We start from the raw sequence: 16,332 nt of genomic DNA on the forward strand, positions 1-16,332 counted from the left end.
AACGGTTCTCCATCAGAACGGCGCCGAGCCTTGAATGGTCGTGCGATGAAGCTTGCGTCGCAGGTGCGCCGGACAGCCCGCCGCCAGATGAATCAGCGAGCGGTTGTCCCAGAACACCATGTCGTTGGGCTGCCACTGATGGCGATAGATATGCTCAGGGCGAACGCTGTGCGCGTAGATTTCGTTGAGAATCTGGCGGCTTTCGTCTTCTGGCAGGCCAAGAATGCGCGTGGTGAAACCTTCACTGACAAACAACGCCTTGCGACCGTTTTCAGGGTGGGTGCGCACGATGGGATGGCTGACTTCCACGACCTGCGCCAGTTGCTCTGGGGTCAGGGTCGGACGCCAGTTGACGGCGTTATGGCCCTCTGAATAGCGTGCGGTATAACTGTGAACGGCAGACCGCCCTTCGACCGCATCGCGCAGGTGCCGGGGCAGCGTGTCCCAGGCCTGATGCATGTTTGCGAACAACGTATCGCCGCCCTCGCTGGGCAGCTCCTGCGCATACAGCATCGAGCCCAGGCTCGGCAGCTCCTTGTACGACAAGTCCGAATGCCAATACTTGCCAGCGTCGCCCAGACCGACCGGCTGACCGTTCTCGACAATGTTGGAGACGATCAGAATTTCCGGGTGGTTGGCCAACAGAAACTGCTTGAGCACGTGGATCTGCAGCACGCCGAAACGACGGCTGAAATCGATCTGCTGCTGCGGCGTGATGTGCTGATCGCGAAACACGATGACGTGGTAATCGAGGTGCGCCTGATGAACGCGCGCGAAGTCAGCGTCGTTCAAGGGCCGGGACAAATCCAGCCCGACGATTTCAGCGCCCACCTTTTCGGCGAATGGACGCACGTCGAACGATTGCGAGGCCGCAGGGGCATACGATGAAGCGAGGGAGGCTGCGGGCATGAGAACTCCGACTCCAGAATGTGGCTGAGAAGGAGAACTGTATAGCTATAAGAAACTGAATTTAAATACCGTTGAGGAATATGCATAGCGCGGAATGGGATAGCGCGCAGCCGGACGCCGGACGCGGAGCGTCCTGAGCGGCATTCCCACGCGGAGCGTAGGAACGAGCGTGAATCTGGAACCTGATCGGCTCACACAAATGTGTCACGCACGATACATCCAGTTGTAAGAACGGCTTGTTAGCGTCAGCGCCTTCTTTCAATTGCGTGCAGGACAGCAATATGCCGAGCGTCAAACCCACCGCCCATGTCATGGTATCGACGTTGATACTTTCGCTGCTTGCAGTTTCGGTACACGCAGCAGGCAGGTCAGGGGATGACCGCATCAACGGCGTTGACTTGCTGTCCGGCTATAACACTCTGTGGACAACCGGTCCAACCTGGGACACCGGCACGCCGACCGCGCTGGGTCAGAGCCTGCTCAGGCGCAACCTGCAACTGGTGCTCGACCGCGCCAACTCGCGCACGCTTGCGCAGGAAACCGCCGCGTATTTCGATGACCGTCGCGACCAGAGCTACAGCGCCATCAGCGGCCTGGGCTCGTTGAGCGATGCGTACAAGGCAGGTTCCGGCGCCTTCACCACGATTACCCAGTTCGACGACACCAACAAGACCGTCAAATACGACGACAAGGGCAACGGCGCGGGCAGTTCGGCTTCGGCGCTGGGCAAGGTGGTCGATCTGGTCGGCGCGGTGCGTAACGACGCGTCCACCACACCAGCCAAATCCCATTATCAGTACCCACGTCCTTGGCGTCAGACGCTGGACGGCCAGAACCTGGAGTTCGTGGTGCAGCCGTCCCTGCGCCCCGCCAAGAGCACCACGCCTGCCAGCGATGCGGGCTTCCCGAGCGGCCATACCAACGCCGCGTACCTGTCGTCCATCGCCCTCGCCTACGCGATTCCCGAGCGCTACAGCGAACTGATGCTGCGTGCCTCGGACATTGGCGACAACCGCATCGAAGCCGGCATGCACTCGCCCTTCGACGTGATGGGCGGGCGCATCACGGCCACTTATTTCGCCATCGACAACCTGTCCAACCCGGCCAACACCCAGCTGCGCGCCGATGCCAGTGCCCAGGCGCTGGCGTACTTCACCGCGCAGTGTGGCGGCGACGTGAATAACTGCATGGCGAAGATCGATCCGGCTACCGACCGCACGTCCCAGCACGCGCAGGACAAGGCGCTGTACACCTCACGCATGACCTACGGTTTCAGCCCGGTCGGCCCGACCAACCTTGCGCCCGTGGTGCCGGTCAACGCTGAAGTGCTGCTGGAAACCCGCTTCCCGTACCTGGACGCCAGCCAGCGCCGCGAGATTCTGGGCACCACCGAGATTTCTTCGGGTTACGCAGTGATCGATCAGTCCAATGGCTACGGCCGTTTGAACCTGTACGCCGCAGGTGACGGTTATGCCGCGTTCAACTCCAATGTCACGGTCAACATGAACGCCAGCCAAGGCGGATACAACGCCATCGACGCCTGGCGCAACGACATCTCGGGCACAGGCGGCCTGATCAAGAACGGCACTGGCAACCTGATACTCACCGGCAACAACACCTACTCGGGCGGCACGGTGATCAACGGCGGCGTCCTGACCGGTCACGCCCAGTCGTTCGGCAGCGGGACGATCACCGACAATGCGACGCTGGTGCTCGATCAGTCGACCAATGACAACTTCAGCAACGCCATTACCGGCAACGGCGCATTGATCAAACAGGGCGCAGGCTCGCTGAACCTGACGGGCAACAGCAGTCTGTCCGGCGCAACAACCGTGCAGGCCGGGCGACTGGCGGTGAACGGCAACCTCGGCAACTCGGTCGTGACCGTGAACTCAGGTGCAGTGCTGGGCGGCAATGGCTCGGTGGGCGGTATCAACGCTGCGTCGGGTGGCGTGGTTGCTCCAGGCAACTCGGTGGGCCAGTTGAACGTCAACGGCAACGTCAACTTCGCACAGGGCTCGGTCTATCAGCTAGAGTCAGATGCGGCTGGCAATGCCGACCGCATCGTCGCCACAGGCCGCGCCACACTGAACAACGCCACCGTTTCATTGGTCGAGGGCGGCAACTGGGTCGCAGCAAGCCGTTACTCGATTCTCTCGGCAGCGGGCGGCATCAGCGGTACGTTCAACAATGTACAGTCGAACTTCGCGTTCCTGACGCCCACCCTCAATTACACCGCGACCGATGTCGGCCTGACGCTTGATCGCAACGCGCAAAGCTTCGCCAGCCTGGCGACCAGCCGCAATGCACGAGCCGTGGCTCAGGGCCTGGACAGCGCAGGCGCAGGCAACGCGTTGTGGAGAAGTGTCGTACAGGCCGATGCGGCAACGGCACAAGCCACCTTCAACGCGCTGTCCAACGAACTGCATGCCTCGACTCAGTCTGCGCTGATCGAAGACAGCCGTCTGGTGCGCAACGCCATCGCTGACCGCCTGCAGCAATCACAATCGGCGCAGGCATCCGGCGGTGCTTCGCAAACCCTGGCAGGCGATGCCTCGCGCGGTCTGGTCTGGACGCAGGCCATTGGCGCAACCGGCAAGACCGACAGCACGGATGACGCTTCGGGTCTGGACAGCCACACCAGCGGCCTGTTGTTCGGTGCCGACGTGCCGGTCAACGACACCTGGCGTGTCGGCGCACTCGCCGGTTTCAGCCGCAGCAGCTTCGACCTGCGCCATGCGTCTGGCTCCAGCGACAGTGACAACTATCACTTGGGTATCTACGGCGGTGCAAAATGGGGCCAACTGGGCCTGCGTCTGGGCGCCGTGCGGACCTGGCATGATCTGACGTCCAAGCGCACCCTGGACCTGCCGGGCTCTTCCGAGCGCTTCAAGCAGGATTATCAGGCGGCGACCAATCAGGTATTTGGTGAACTCGGCTATGCCATCGAACTGGGCAACGCGCAGCTCGAACCCTTCGCCAACCTCGCCCACGTAAGGCTGGACACCGACGGTTTCGACGAAAACAGCAACGCCATCAGCCTGCGCAACAAGTCCGAGGAAAACCACGTCACGTTCAGCACTCTCGGCCTGCGGGCAGCCACGCACATGAACGTGGGCAGCGTCGACGTCAAACCCAACGCCACCGTCGGCTGGCGCCGTGCGTTCGGCGACGTGACACCCGAAAGCCGCGCAGCCTTCAGCGGCGGCGACACCTTCGCACTGTCCGGCGCACCGATTGCGCGTAACGCAGCAGTGCTGGGCGCGGGTGTGGACCTGGGGTTGAGTGAAACGCTGAGCGTGGGCGTGAGCTACAACGGACAACTCGGCAGCGACACGACCGATCAGGCGCTGAATGCGCGGGTGACATTGGCGTTTTGAGGGGTGGGCTGACTGTTATTGACAAATCAAAAGCCAGGAATGATTAGGCCTCATCATTCTGCGTCCGCTCCAGAATGGGACGCAGAGCGTCCCGGGCTGCATGATCAATATCGTGTAATGATCGTTCCTACGCTCCGCGTGGGAATGCCTCTCAGGACGCTCCGCGTCCGGCCGTGAGGTGACGCAGAGCGTCACGGGCACGATGTCGGGCGATCAATACCAGCGCTGGACGTCGATCAAACCGACCTGTCCCTGATAATCCCGGGCACTTGAGTATCGCCAGTGCTCACCGACATCTACATACCCCCGCTTGACCGGGTTGTGATGGATGTAGTCGAGTTTCTGCCGCATCACGTCCTCACTCCAGATGACCTCTGCGTGGGTGCCTTCCTGCCAGACCTGATAAACCCTGTCTGCCTTATACGCACGTTTTGTAAAGCGTAATCGCTCAAGCACACGCTCTGCGTTGCTTCTCTCCAAATGATCGACGATCCGTCTCGCGGTAAAGGATTTGAAGCTGCGAACGCAACTGCCCAGATCTTGTGCCTGAGCCACATAGTGCAGATGGTTCTCCAGAATCACATACCCGAACAGTTGCATTCCCTGCTCATTCTGCTGATAGCGCCACGCGTCCAACAGAATGCCCACCCATTCAGGCCGAGTGAATAAGGGCATCCACTCCACAATCGTGCACGTCAGGAAATGAGGTTTGTCAGGTTCAGTGATGGTGTAGCGGCTTCGGGCCATCGATTCGTCCTTGAGTCAGCAGACGGGGAGTCTGATGACACAAGGCTAACGTCCATTTCCACGAGAGAGGAACGAGCAAGGTGTTACGAGGTTTTGTTCAGCTTCGAGCCTACGCCGGGACGCGGAGCGTCCCGGGAGGCATGCCCACGCAGAGCATGGGCACGATCAGCGCATCAACAATCAGAACGCGGGCAGTACCGCGCCGTCGTACTTCTTGTTGATGAAGTCTTTGACTTCCTGACTGGTCAGGGCCTTGGACAGTTTCTGGATGGCGTCGCTGTTGGCGTTGTCTTCGCGGGTGACCAGGAAGTTCACGTACGGCGAATCGGCACCCTCGATGATCAGGGCGTCTTTCTGCGGATTGAGTTTGGCTTCCAGCGCGTAGTTGGTGTTGATCAACGCCAGGTCAACCTGACCCAGTGCACGCGGCAGTACGGCCGATTCCAGTTCGCGGAATTTCAGTTTCTTCGGGTTGGTGGCGATGTCTTTCGGCGTAGCCAGTGCGTTGGTCGGGTCTTTCAGGGTAATCAGACCGTTCTTCTGCAGCAGGAGCAGTGCGCGACCGGCGTTGCTGCCTTCGTTCGGAATGGCAACGGTTGCGCCTTCAGGCAAGTCGGCAATGCTCTTGTACTTTTTCGAGTAGCCGCCGAACGGTTCGACGTGTACGCCAACACCCGTCACGAGGTTGGTGCCCTTGCCTTTATTGAAGCCATCCAGGTAAGGCTTGGTCTGGAAGTAGTTGGCGTCCAGACGCTTCTCGCTCAATTGCACGTTCGGCTGAACGTAGTCAGTGAAGACCTTGATTTCCAGGTCCACACCTTCCTTGGCCAGGGTCGGCTTGATCAGCTCAAGGATTTCCGCGTGCGGCACAGGCGTGGCGCCCACGACCAGTTTTTCACCGGCGTGCGCCAGGCCAATCGAGAAAGCAGCCGCCAGAGCGGTCATCAACAACGTCTTTTTCATGCAATGTCCTTAGCGAATCCGTGAGCGTCACAAAAAATGACGCCTTTTCAGTGGTTTGCCGCGGCGCTATCCCGTGCTGCGACATCATGTGGACATTACCGAGATTTGTTATTCCGAGAAAATACTTTTTAAGCAAATGCTTATGCTTTTTTTCTCGAAGGCGTCTTCCACCTCATTAGCAGCGCTCTGCAACAAGGGTTATGCCGGGTTTTGCTCAAGTCGGTCCGCGACCGTTTCCAGTAACTGCCTGAGTGCCGCAAGCTGGCCGGGGTTGTTTTCGGCGAGCAACCTGCGAGCCTGATGCTCGATCTGTTTCAGCGGGCTGGCAAGTTCGGGCAGGTGTATGTCTTCAGGCTGGATCTCATCACCCTGGCTGACCAACAACGCAAAATGGATGACGTTTTCAAGCTCACGGGTATTGCCCGGCCAGCTATAGGCTTCCAGCGTCTTCTGCGCGGCCTCGCTGACCAACTGGACAGGGAGGTTCAGACGCTGGCTGTAGATGCCGACGAAATACTCGGCCAACGGCAGGATGTTGCCGGGCTGCTCGCGCAACGCTGGCAGGTCGAGCTTGCCTTCGCGCAGGTAATGGTAGAGCCGCTCATTGAATTTCCCGGCCGCCACGGCCTGGGCCAGATCGATACTGGTGGCTGCCACCAATCGCACGTCCACAGGGCTTGGCTGATGCGCACCAACGCGGGTGACTTCATGATTTTCCAGCGCCGCCAGCAACTTCACTTGAATGGGCAGCGGCAAGTCGCCGATTTCGTCCAGATACAGGGTGCCGCCATTGGCCGAACCGAACCAGCCTGCGCGGCTGCTGACCGAGCCGCTGTGTGCGCCTGCCGCGTAGCCAAACAGCTCGGCGTCGGCATAGGTCGGGCTGATGGCGCCGCAATTCACGGATACGAACAGGCCGGAGCGATCACTGCCGCGATGAATATGCCGTGCCAGCAACTCCTTGCCCGTTCCCGACTCACCGCGTATCAGCACAGGCAGCGAACGCGGCGCCAGCAACTCCATCTCTTCGCGCAACTGGCGCGAACGCGGGTCGATGAAGACCAGCGCCTTGGCACGAATGCTCAGTGGGCTTTTGTCGGAATCGGGGAAGGTCAGCAGCGGCTGACCGAAGGTTTCGTGAAGGCTCATGACGCACTCCCGCCCGAGCCGCTCACGGTCTCAGGCGTTAAAAAAACGGGGCCGGATGGCCCGCAATACAAGGCAATCCGGTCATGCGCGACGACGCGCGTGTTGCTCCAGACGATTTTGCAGACGGTACAGATACGCGAAACCCTGCTCCCAGCGCTGATGGCCGGACTTGACGTTGATGTGCCCGGCCTCGCTCAGAAAGCCCAGTTCAGCGCCCCAGTGACGGGCCATTTCCAGCGCGCGTTGCGAGCTGACGGCCGGATCGTTGTCGGAGCTGACAATCTGGGTCGGGAACGGCAGCAGGTCGGTGGGTATCGGTGAGAAATTGCGCAACGCAGGCGGGCAGTTCGGGCGATCCACGTCGGCAGGCGCGACCAGCAGTGCGCCCTGCACCTGACGCAGCGTCTCCAGCGGAGCCAGTTGCGCCCAATGCGCAACGGTGACGCAACCCAGGCTGTGAGCGATCAGGATCACGGGCGTGTCTTGTGCAGCAATGGTGCGCTGCAACTCACCCACCCAGTCTTCGCGGCGCGGCTTGAGCCAGTCGGCCTGCTCGACGCGTGCGCTGTTGGGCAGGCTGTTCTGCCAGTGGGTTTGCCAGTGATTCTCAGGGGATCCCTGCCATCCTGGCAGGATCAGATACCGGATCGACTCGTTATGCATGGATTCGCCTCCTGCACGTATGCGTTCATGGGGCGAGTATAGGGATGGAACATATATTCGTTAAGGAATAAGAAGATATTTATTAATTCCCAAAAAGAATATAAAGCCTGAGGCAAAAAAAGGACCGCTCCCTGCCTTGAAGGAACGGCCCTGAATAAAAAACTAGATTGAGCGAAGGTTAACCAGTCTTTGTGACAACTGTGCGACGCCGCATCAGGTGGCTGGAACGGAACGTGTGCCCGGTACGATGTCATCCACGATCAGCGGATCGTCTTTCTGGGTGACTTCACGTGCCACCGTCCACACCACAAAGGCTGCAATGATGTCGAAGATCGCCAGTACGACGAACAGCGGGCTGTAGCCGATCTTGGTGACCAGCACACCGAACACCATGGTGAATGCCGCTGCGCCAAGGAAGCCGAACATGCCGCCCATACCGGTGGCTGTCGCGACTTCGTTCTTGCCGAACGAGTCCGAGGTGATGGAGTACAGCGCGCCCGACAGGGTCTGGTGCGCGAAGCCGCCGATGCACAGCAGCGCGATGGCGGTGTAAGGGCTTGCAACCAGCCCGATGCACGCCGGGCCGATCATGCAGAAGCAGCCGAACAGCATCACCATCTTGCGCGAGGTGAACAGCGACACCTTGCAGTACTTGTGGAACAGCGGGCTGAGGTAGCCGCCCAGGACGCAGCCGATGTCTGCCGCAAGAAAGGGCAGCCAGGCGAACATCGCGACTTCCTTGATGTTCATGTGCCGCTCGGTCATCAGGTACAGCGGAATCCAGGCATTGAAGGTCTGCCAGGCAGGCTCGGAGAGGATCCGCGCCGAGGCGATGGCGTAGAAGTTGCGATTCCTGAACAGTTTTTTCCAGCTGCTCTTTTGCGCCGGAGCGTCCTTGAGGCGTGCTTCCTGACCGCTGAGGATGTAATCACGCTCGGCGTCGCTCAGGCGTTTCTGATCACGAGGGTGCTTGTACAGCAGCAACCACAGACCGCTCCAGATAATGCCCAGTCCGCCGACGATCAGGAACGCCAGCTCCCAACCGTTGTGCAGGATGGCCCACACCACCAGCGGTGGCGCCAGCAAGGCACCGAAGGACGACCCGATATTGAACCAGCCGATGGCGACCGAGCGCTCCTTGGCCGGAAACCATTCGGTGGTGGCCTTGACGCCCGCAGGCAGCCCCGCTGCCTCGGTCAAGCCGAGCAGACCGCGAAAGATCGCCAGACTCTGCCAGCCGGTGGCAAACGCAGCCGCAGCGCAGGCTGCAGACCAGGCCACGGCAAAGATCGCAAAACCCATCTTGGTGCCGATGGCGTCGATGATATAGCCCGCAACCGGCTGCATCAGGGCGTAGCACATCTGCCAGGCGACCACGATGTGAGCGTACTGCTCGGTCGAGATGCTCAGCTCACTCATGAGCGTAGGCGCTGCGACAGACAACGTATTGCGAGCGAGGTAGTTGACGACCAGACCGGCTGTGACCAGCCCGACCATCCACCACCGAATGCCTTTTACTTTCATCTCTTCACCCTGCTTATTCTTGGATTGGCGACGAGCGTCCCGCAGCCTTGACCGAGGGGCGGCTGGATTTTTGTAACGTCAGATTACAGAAGCTGAAAAGGTTTTATGCATGCACAATGGACGGATTACGGGTTTTTTACCGTATCTTTCGCACCATGGTGAGTGATCCCTGGGCGAGATATGAGCGCTGGACATGAGCTTTGTTACTCTTTGAATTATTTTTATGGTTGTAATTTTTGAAAGCCATACGTTGTCGTACAACATGGCGCATTTATAGTCATTTGCCATGAGCGTGTCAAATGCCGAACCCAACTGTGAGCAACGTTCTCTATAGGGAAATCACTCAAGGAGCTGAACAGCCAAAAGGCCAGTCATACGACGACAAGAGGTTTTCGCGCATAGCCTATTGCCACTTCGTGCAAAGCGCTGCATTCAGTCAGGCAGTACTTGCAAAAGTGTCACAAAAGCTTCCATTCTCTGGAGGCAGCGTCAGGCAAAGGAGTTGCCCATTGATGCCTTGTCGGCACAGACCGACGTTGAATGCCAATCGAAGACAGGAAGGGTCGCCCGCATGCCTGAGCCAAGCAGCCTCGCCAGCTGGACCCGTTCGCTGCGCAAGCAACTGGATGCGCTTGGCCTGAACAGTGACGATTTGTGCCAGGCAGCGGGAATCGATACGCAGCGGCTCAATGATCCCGAGGCCAGCTTCGCGGCTAGCGCCACCGCGAAGCTCTGGCAACTGGCTGTGCAGGCCAGCGGCGATCCGGCGCTGGGCTTGCGGGTTTCGCGCTTTGTCAGCCCCACCACATTTCATGCACTGGGTTACACGCTGGTGGCCAGCGGCTCGCTGCGTGAAGTCTTTGAACGCATCGTGCGCTATCACTCGATGGCCGAAGATTCACTGGAGCTGGGCTTCAGACCTGCGGGCGAACGTTACGAATTCCGCTTTGCTGCGCCCGCGTCCTGCCTGTCAACGCCCCATGAACTGCTGGATGCCTTCGCCGCCATTTATGTGCGCACCTGCCGCAACCGGCTGGGCAGGAACTACGCACCGCTGGCCATTCACCTGCAACGTCCACAACCTGAAAACCCGCAGCCCTGGCATGAACTGTTTCGAGCGCCGCTGTTTTTCTCGGCGTCGGAGAATCGGCTGGAATTTGCCTGCGACGACTTCGACAGTCACCTGGACGAAAACCCGATCATGCTGACCGAACAGATGCCCAGCGCAGAACCCTTGCCATCGCTGATCTGGGAACAGCGCGTGCGCTCGGCCATCGAAACCCTGCTCCCGGACGGCGAGCCTTCTGCCGAGAGCATCGCCGAAGCCCTGCACCTGACCCCGCGCAGCCTGCAACGGCACCTGGCCGACGAAGGCTGCCGCTATGACCTGCTGCTCAATCAGTGCCGCCAGAACCTGGCGCTGATGCACATGAGCGACCCGCACAGCTCGCTGAGCGAAGTCGCCTACCTGCTGGGTTTCGCCGACACCGACAGCCTGAGCCGCGCCTTCAAGCGCTGGACCGGCATGACGCCGGGGCAGTACCGAAGTGACTTGATGCGCTGATGATCATTTGTTGATGTGACGCGGAGCGTCATGGGCTGCATGCCCACGCAGAGCATGGGCACGATCAGCGTCGGGCGCACCTTCAACACACGGCGCTGGCCTTGGAGTAATTCGCCACCTTGCGCAGCTTCTCCACTTCGAAGACTTCCAGCTGCCCCTCCCCCAGGCGCACGATCCTGCGTTGGTGCAGGTCCTGAAGCACGTCGAGCAAAACGGCCGGAGAAAGATCCTCAGGCGGCTGGATTTCGTCCAGCGTAACCAGGCGCCGCGCATGGCTGAGATTTCCATAGCCTTCGGACAGCATTAGCAGGCGCCACGCAACCCAGTGCCTGGCGGGCAATCGGGCCATCTCATCAGAAAGCGGAATCGGCAGGCCCAGCTTGTGGCTGAGCAGACCGGCAAACGAATGCCAGTACTGCGGATGCTGATCGAGCAGCTCCATGAGCACGCGCTGGGGCACATGCAGAAAGATCGTCTGCTCCCGTGCCACCACATCGAACCTGCGCGGCAGCCCGTCGAACAACGACACTTCTCCGAACCAGCACGGCAGGCGAACGGGCTCCAGACGTGGCACCAGACGCTGATCAACAGCAGGACCGACACGCACACTGCCCTCGACCAACACGTAAAGACCGCACGCCGGGTCGCCTTTTTTGAACAGTGCCTTGCCGGGCGTCTTGCGAATCTGGAAAGCGGCGTCCAGCAGGCTATCCTGCAAACCGGCAGGTAGATTGGAAAACCAGTAATCGGACAGCAATCGTGACCGCCATAACGTTCCATTTGTCATATTTGCTCCCTTGTTTTTCAGGCAGTCGTATTGCAAAGGCGATACGGTGATCAACCCGGATCAGCGCTTCAGGCAGGAATAATAATGAAAAACCTTGTCGATCATCTCAGCCAATACGCGTCCTATCACCGCGACTCACGCAATATCGTGACCCACTTCATAGGTATCCCGCTGATTGTTCTGGCAGTGGCCGTACTTTTGTCCCGGCCGGGCTGGTCAGTGGGCGGCATCTGGCTATCGCCCGCGGCGCTGGTGACGTTGGCATCGACCGTGTTTTACCTGCGACTGGACCGGGTGCTTGGCGTGGTGATGGCGGTACTTTTGCTGCTGTGCATCTGGGCAGGCGCGAATCTGGCGCAACAGACGACCATGGTCTGGCTGAGTGCGGGCGTGGGGCTGTTTGTCGTTGGCTGGATCATCCAGTTCATCGGCCACTATTACGAAGGCCGCAAACCGGCATTCATCGATGACGTGACCGGCCTGATCATCGGCCCGCTGTTCGTGGTGGCGGAGCTGGCATTCCTGATGGGCCTGCTGAAACCGTTGCAGCACGCCATCGAAGAACGTGCCGGCCCGGTGGGGCGCAACGTGCGCAAGGCTGCGGTTTAACGAACGGGTGATCGTTCCTACGCTCCGCGTGGGCGCATCAATATAGTGTGATGATCGTTCCTACGCTCCGCGTGGGAATGCCTCTCGGGACGCTCTGCGTCCGCTCTTGAATATAACGCAGAGCGTCACGGGCGGCATGCCCACGCGGAGCGATGGGCACGATCAGTACCGGGTCGTTCAAACAAGCACGATCAGCCCGACTGCCTTACAACTTCTGCCAGACCTTGGGTTTGAAGAACAGGGTCTCGCCCCGCGCCAGGCCCACAAGGCTGTCGTGATCCTTGACCACTTCGGCCTCGATAAGCTCGCTCTGCCCTTCGACCTTGAGCGTGACCCGCGTGGTCGCGCCAAGCGGGCGGATGTCGCGGACTTCGGCGGCGTGGTGGTCTTCCAGTTCCTGGCGTGACAACGACACTTCATGCGGGCGGAACAATACGTGGCCTTCATCACCCAGACTCAGACGGTTGGAGTCGCCGAGGAAGTGATACACGAAGTCATTGGACGGGTTTTCATACACCTCACCCGGTGAGCCGATCTGTTCGATCACGCCCTTGTTCATCACCACGATGCGGTCCGCCACTTCCATGGCTTCTTCCTGATCGTGTGTCACGAAGACCGAGGTCAGGTTGATGTCTTCGTGCAGACGCGCCAGCCAGCGACGCAGCTCCTTGCGGACCTTGGCGTCCAGCGCCCCGAACGGCTCGTCCAGCAGCAGCACTTTGGGCTCCACAGCCAAGGCGCGGGCCAGCGCGATACGCTGGCGCTGACCACCGGAAAGCTGCTCCGGGTAGCGGTCGGCCAGCCAGTCCAGTTGCACCATGTTCAACAATTCGTGAACCTTCTCGGCAATCCGCGTCTCGTTGGGACGTTCGCGCTTGGGCTTCATGCGCAGGCCGAACGCGACGTTGTCGAACACGGTCATGTGCCGGAACAGCGCGTAATGCTGAAACACGAAACCGACGTTGCGATCACGCACGTCATGGCCGGAGACGTCTTCACCGTGGAACACGATGCTGCCGGCATCCGGGGTCTCCAGGCCTGCGATGATGCGCAGCAAGGTAGTCTTGCCGCAGCCTGACGGGCCAAGCAAGGCAACCAGTTCGCCACTCTGGATGTCCAGATTGATGCTGTTCAGGGCCTTGAAGGCGTTGAAGTTCTTGCTGACGTTACGGACTTCGATCGACATGATTATTCCTCCGCCGCGTTATGGCGCAGACGGTTAATACGGGATTCGCTCCACTGCTTGAGCAGCAGGATGAACAGCGCGAGGATCAGCAACAGGCTCGCAACCGCAAAGGCGGCAACGTGGTTGTATTCGTTGTAGAGGATCTCGACGTGCAGCGGCAGGGTGTTGGTAACGCCGCGAATGTGGCCGGACACCACCGACACCGCGCCAAACTCACCCATCGCCCGAGCGGTACACAGCACCACGCCATAGATCAGGCCCCACTTGATGTTCGGCACCGTGACATGCCAGAACATCTGCCAGCCGTTGGCACCCAGCAGACGCGCCGCCTCTTCCTCCTGCGTGCCCTGCTCCTGCATCAACGGGATCAGTTCACGCGCGACGAACGGCACGGTCACAAAGATGGTTGCCAGCACGATGCCCGGCAGCGCGAAGACGATCTGGATGTCATGATCCTGCAGCCACGGCCCGAACAGGCCCTGCGCGCCGAACATCAGCACGTAGACCAGACCGGCAATGACCGGCGATACCGAGAACGGCAGGTCGATCAGCGTGACCAGAATGCTCTTGCCACGAAACGAGTACTTGCTCACACACCACGCGGCGCTGACGCCGAACACAAGGTTGAGCGGCACCGAGATCAGCACGGCAATGACCGTCAGCTTGAGCGCCGACAGTGCGTCCGGCTCGAGCACCGCCTCGAAGAATGCGCCCAGACCGTTTTTCAGGCCTTGCGAGACCACGATGAACAGCGGCAGCCCCAGAAACAGGGCGAAGATCAGCCAGCCAAGGCCGATCAGGATACGACGCGCTACCGCATTGCCACGACGTGCGTCGTTGGCGGAGGCTGCAGCGGATACCGATGAATAAGACATGCTCGCCTCCTCAGGATGGGGTTTCAATGCGCCGCTGCAGCAGGTTGATCAGCAGCAGCAGAATGAAGGAAACCACCAGCATCAGAACGCCAATGGAAGTCGCACCGGTGTAGTCGTACTGGTCGAGCTTGACCATGATCAGCAAGGGCATGATTTCGGTTTTCATGGGCATGTTGCCCGCGATGAAGATGACCGAACCGTACTCCCCCACACCGCGAGCGAAGGCCAGCGCGAAGCCCGTCAGCCACGCAGGCAGCAGCGCGGGCACGAGAATGTGGCGAAACACCTGCAGCGGACGGGCACCCAGGCAGGCGGCGGCCTCTTCGACTTCACGCGGGATATCGGCCAGCACCGGTTGAACGGTGCGCACCACGAACGGCAGCGTCACGAAGGTCAGCGCCAGAGTGATACCCAAGGGGGTGTAGGCGATCTTGAAACCCAGATCAGTAGCGAACTGCCCGACCCAGCCATTGGGCGCATACAGCGCTGTCAGGGCGATACCGGCCACGGCGGTCGGCAGGGCAAAAGGCAGGTCGATCATCGCATCGATGATCTTGCGTCCGGGGAAGGTATAACGCACCAGCACCCACGCCAGCAGCGTACCGATCACGCCGTTGATGACAGCGGCGTAGAACGCGGTGCTGAAACTCAACTTCAGCGCCGCCAGTACGCGAGGGGCGGTGATGATGGTCCAGAACTGATCCCAGGTGAGCTGTGCGGCATGCACGAACATGGCGGCCAGCGGTATAAGCACAATCAGACTGAGGTACACCAAGGTGTAGCCCAGCGTCAGCCCGAAGCCGGGTATGACGGGGGAGATACGACGCGACATAGAAGTCCCTGGTTTTACTTGCACGAAGCCCGGACGTTGATCCGGGCTGTTTGACCATCACTGCGATACCGTGCCCACTGAGGGCTGCGCGGTATCGTCATGCGGTTATTGCGCTTGATAAATCTGGTCGAACACGCCGCCGTCGTTGAAGAACTTCGGCTGCGCAGTCTTCCAGCCGCCGAAGTCTTTGTCGATAGTCACCAGATCCAGTTTCGGGAATTGCTTCTCGTATTTGGCGGCGATCTCTTTATCACGTGGACGATAGAAGTTTTTCGCGGCAATTTCCTGACCTTCCTTGCTGTACAGGTGTTTCAGGTACTCGGTCGCGACGGCGGTGTTGCCTTTCTTCTCGGCATTCTTGTCGACCACGGCGACCGGCGGCTCGGCCAGAATCGACAGCGACGGTACGACGATGTCGAACTTGTCGGCACCACCGTCTTCCTTCAGCGCCAGGAACGCTTCGTTTTCCCACGCCAGCAGCACATCACCCTGACCGTTGTTGACGAAGGTGATGGTCGAGCCGCGCGCACCGGTGTCCAGAATCGGCACATGCTTGAACAGGGTCTGCACGTATTCCTTGGCCTTGGCTTCGTCGCCACCGCCCGCCTTCAGGCCATAAGCCCAGGCAGCCAGGAAGTTCCAGCGCGCGCCGCCCGAGGTTTTCGGGTTGGGCGTGATCACCGACACGTCTTTCTTGATCAGGTCGCCCCAGTCCTTGATGCCTTTTGGATTGCCCTTGCGCACCAGAAACACGATGGTCGATGTGTACGGGGTGCTCGCATCCGGCAGACGCGTCTGCCAGTTTTCAGGCAGGGTCTTGCCCAGCTTGGCGATCTCGTCGATGTCACCGGCCAGCGCCAGGGTAACGACGTCGGCGCGCAGGCCGTCGATCACGCCACGGGCCTGCTTGCCCGAACCACCATGGGACTGCTTGATGGTCACGGTGTCGTCCGGATGGGACTGTTTCCAGTGCTTGGCGAACTCGGCGTTGTATTCCTGATACAGCTCACGTGTCGGGTCGTAAGACACGTTGAGCAGCTCGTAATCCTTGGCGACAGCGGAACCTGCGAATACAGCGCTGGCGAGAGCGGCCAGGGCAAAACGGCGAATGGACATAGGTGAAGCTCCTGCAAATTCTGTGTGT

14 protein-coding genes are annotated in these 16,332 nt (G+C 59.9%); 3 read left to right on the forward strand and 11 right to left on the reverse strand.

Annotation, left to right across the window (positions count from 1 at the left end; genetic code table 11):
* Positions 1 to 12 precede the first annotated feature (12 nt).
* On the reverse strand, positions 13 to 909 hold the full coding sequence (locus CFBP1590_RS25115; RefSeq protein ID WP_088236131.1) for a TauD/TfdA dioxygenase family protein: 897 nt from the start codon (positions 907 to 909) through the stop codon (positions 13 to 15).
* Between the two features lie 311 nt (positions 910 to 1,220).
* Here CFBP1590_RS25115 and CFBP1590_RS25125 point away from each other — a divergent pair, with 311 nt between their 5' ends.
* Positions 1,221 to 4,289: an autotransporter domain-containing protein gene (locus CFBP1590_RS25125; RefSeq protein WP_374729079.1), complete on the forward strand. Its 3,069-nt coding sequence runs from the start codon at positions 1,221 to 1,223 to the stop codon at positions 4,287 to 4,289.
* Positions 4,290 to 4,502: 213 nt separating this feature from the next.
* Here CFBP1590_RS25125 and CFBP1590_RS25130 read toward each other — a convergent pair whose 3' ends face one another.
* The 5 genes from CFBP1590_RS25130 to CFBP1590_RS25150 form a co-directional block, all read right to left on the reverse strand.
* Positions 4,503 to 5,036, reverse strand: a complete 534-nt coding sequence (locus CFBP1590_RS25130; protein WP_088236132.1) for an REP-associated tyrosine transposase — start codon at positions 5,034 to 5,036, stop codon at positions 4,503 to 4,505.
* A gap of 180 nt (positions 5,037 to 5,216) precedes the next feature.
* Entirely contained in the window at positions 5,217 to 5,999 is a 783-nt protein-coding gene (locus CFBP1590_RS25135) for a MetQ/NlpA family ABC transporter substrate-binding protein (protein WP_025994344.1), read from the reverse strand.
* Positions 6,000 to 6,197: 198 nt separating this feature from the next.
* A complete protein-coding gene (locus tag CFBP1590_RS25140) occupies positions 6,198 to 7,148 on the reverse strand; it encodes a sigma 54-interacting transcriptional regulator (RefSeq protein WP_004882786.1) in 951 nt (316 codons plus the stop codon).
* Positions 7,149 to 7,229: 81 nt separating this feature from the next.
* Positions 7,230 to 7,811: an alpha/beta hydrolase gene (locus CFBP1590_RS25145; RefSeq protein ID WP_029241245.1), complete on the reverse strand. Its 582-nt coding sequence runs from the start codon at positions 7,809 to 7,811 to the stop codon at positions 7,230 to 7,232.
* A 213-nt stretch (positions 7,812 to 8,024) separates the two neighbouring features.
* Positions 8,025 to 9,335: an MFS transporter gene (locus CFBP1590_RS25150; RefSeq protein WP_088236133.1), complete on the reverse strand. Its 1,311-nt coding sequence runs from the start codon at positions 9,333 to 9,335 to the stop codon at positions 8,025 to 8,027.
* 571 nt (positions 9,336 to 9,906) lie between these two features.
* Here CFBP1590_RS25150 and CFBP1590_RS25155 point away from each other — a divergent pair.
* Positions 9,907 to 10,899, forward strand: a complete 993-nt coding sequence (locus tag CFBP1590_RS25155) for an AraC family transcriptional regulator (protein ID WP_088236134.1) — start codon at positions 9,907 to 9,909, stop codon at positions 10,897 to 10,899.
* A gap of 82 nt (positions 10,900 to 10,981) precedes the next feature.
* On the opposite strand, the gene CFBP1590_RS25160 is transcribed toward CFBP1590_RS25155, so the two are convergent.
* A complete protein-coding gene (locus CFBP1590_RS25160; protein ID WP_088236135.1) occupies positions 10,982 to 11,686 on the reverse strand; it encodes a Crp/Fnr family transcriptional regulator in 705 nt (234 codons plus the stop codon).
* A gap of 84 nt (positions 11,687 to 11,770) precedes the next feature.
* Between CFBP1590_RS25160 and CFBP1590_RS25165 the strand changes: the two genes are divergently transcribed.
* A complete protein-coding gene (locus tag CFBP1590_RS25165; protein ID WP_004882798.1) occupies positions 11,771 to 12,295 on the forward strand; it encodes an Mpo1 family 2-hydroxy fatty acid dioxygenase in 525 nt (174 codons plus the stop codon).
* Positions 12,296 to 12,500: 205 nt separating this feature from the next.
* Here the strand turns inward: CFBP1590_RS25165 and CFBP1590_RS25170 are convergent, their stop codons facing one another.
* The 4 genes from CFBP1590_RS25170 to CFBP1590_RS25185 form a co-directional block, all read right to left on the reverse strand.
* The gene (locus tag CFBP1590_RS25170; RefSeq protein ID WP_025994338.1) at positions 12,501 to 13,481 is read right to left on the reverse strand and encodes a sulfate/molybdate ABC transporter ATP-binding protein; all 981 of its coding nucleotides are present in this window, start codon (positions 13,479 to 13,481) and stop codon (positions 12,501 to 12,503) included.
* A 2-nt stretch (positions 13,482 to 13,483) separates the two neighbouring features.
* Positions 13,484 to 14,356: a sulfate ABC transporter permease subunit CysW gene (gene cysW / locus CFBP1590_RS25175; protein ID WP_004882801.1), complete on the reverse strand. Its 873-nt coding sequence runs from the start codon at positions 14,354 to 14,356 to the stop codon at positions 13,484 to 13,486.
* Between the two features lie 10 nt (positions 14,357 to 14,366).
* Positions 14,367 to 15,188, reverse strand: a complete 822-nt coding sequence (cysT, locus tag CFBP1590_RS25180; protein WP_057408445.1) for a sulfate ABC transporter permease subunit CysT — start codon at positions 15,186 to 15,188, stop codon at positions 14,367 to 14,369.
* 105 nt (positions 15,189 to 15,293) lie between these two features.
* Positions 15,294 to 16,304, reverse strand: a complete 1,011-nt coding sequence (locus CFBP1590_RS25185; protein ID WP_004882809.1) for a sulfate ABC transporter substrate-binding protein — start codon at positions 16,302 to 16,304, stop codon at positions 15,294 to 15,296.
* Positions 16,305 to 16,332: the final 28 nt, after the last annotated feature.

It is taken from the genome of Pseudomonas viridiflava (genome assembly GCF_900184295.1).
GTDB lineage: Bacteria > Pseudomonadota > Gammaproteobacteria > Pseudomonadales > Pseudomonadaceae > Aquipseudomonas > Aquipseudomonas viridiflava.

What these genes read in the sequence shown, in the direction of transcription:
- CFBP1590_RS25145 (WP_029241245.1), bottom strand. Translation starts at nt 7,811, where the DNA reads ATGCATAACGAGTCGATCCGGTATCTGATCCTGCCAGGATGGCAGGGA.
- CFBP1590_RS25150 (WP_088236133.1), bottom strand. Translation starts at nt 9,335, where the DNA reads ATGAAAGTAAAAGGCATTCGGTGGTGGATGGTCGGGCTGGTCACAGCC.
- CFBP1590_RS25160 (WP_088236135.1), bottom strand. Translation starts at nt 11,686, where the DNA reads ATGACAAATGGAACGTTATGGCGGTCACGATTGCTGTCCGATTACTGG.
- CFBP1590_RS25185 (WP_004882809.1), bottom strand. Translation starts at nt 16,304, where the DNA reads ATGTCCATTCGCCGTTTTGCCCTGGCCGCTCTCGCCAGCGCTGTATTC.
- cysW (WP_004882801.1), bottom strand. Translation starts at nt 14,356, where the DNA reads ATGTCTTATTCATCGGTATCCGCTGCAGCCTCCGCCAACGACGCACGT.
- CFBP1590_RS25135 (WP_025994344.1), bottom strand. Translation starts at nt 5,999, where the DNA reads ATGAAAAAGACGTTGTTGATGACCGCTCTGGCGGCTGCTTTCTCGATT.
- CFBP1590_RS25115 (WP_088236131.1), bottom strand. Translation starts at nt 909, where the DNA reads ATGCCCGCAGCCTCCCTCGCTTCATCGTATGCCCCTGCGGCCTCGCAA.
- CFBP1590_RS25125 (WP_374729079.1), top strand. Translation starts at nt 1,221, where the DNA reads ATGGTATCGACGTTGATACTTTCGCTGCTTGCAGTTTCGGTACACGCA.
- CFBP1590_RS25155 (WP_088236134.1), top strand. Translation starts at nt 9,907, where the DNA reads ATGCCTGAGCCAAGCAGCCTCGCCAGCTGGACCCGTTCGCTGCGCAAG.
- cysT (WP_057408445.1), bottom strand. Translation starts at nt 15,188, where the DNA reads ATGTCGCGTCGTATCTCCCCCGTCATACCCGGCTTCGGGCTGACGCTG.
- CFBP1590_RS25130 (WP_088236132.1), bottom strand. Translation starts at nt 5,036, where the DNA reads ATGGCCCGAAGCCGCTACACCATCACTGAACCTGACAAACCTCATTTC.
- CFBP1590_RS25165 (WP_004882798.1), top strand. Translation starts at nt 11,771, where the DNA reads ATGAAAAACCTTGTCGATCATCTCAGCCAATACGCGTCCTATCACCGC.
- CFBP1590_RS25140 (WP_004882786.1), bottom strand. Translation starts at nt 7,148, where the DNA reads ATGAGCCTTCACGAAACCTTCGGTCAGCCGCTGCTGACCTTCCCCGAT.
- CFBP1590_RS25170 (WP_025994338.1), bottom strand. Translation starts at nt 13,481, where the DNA reads ATGTCGATCGAAGTCCGTAACGTCAGCAAGAACTTCAACGCCTTCAAG.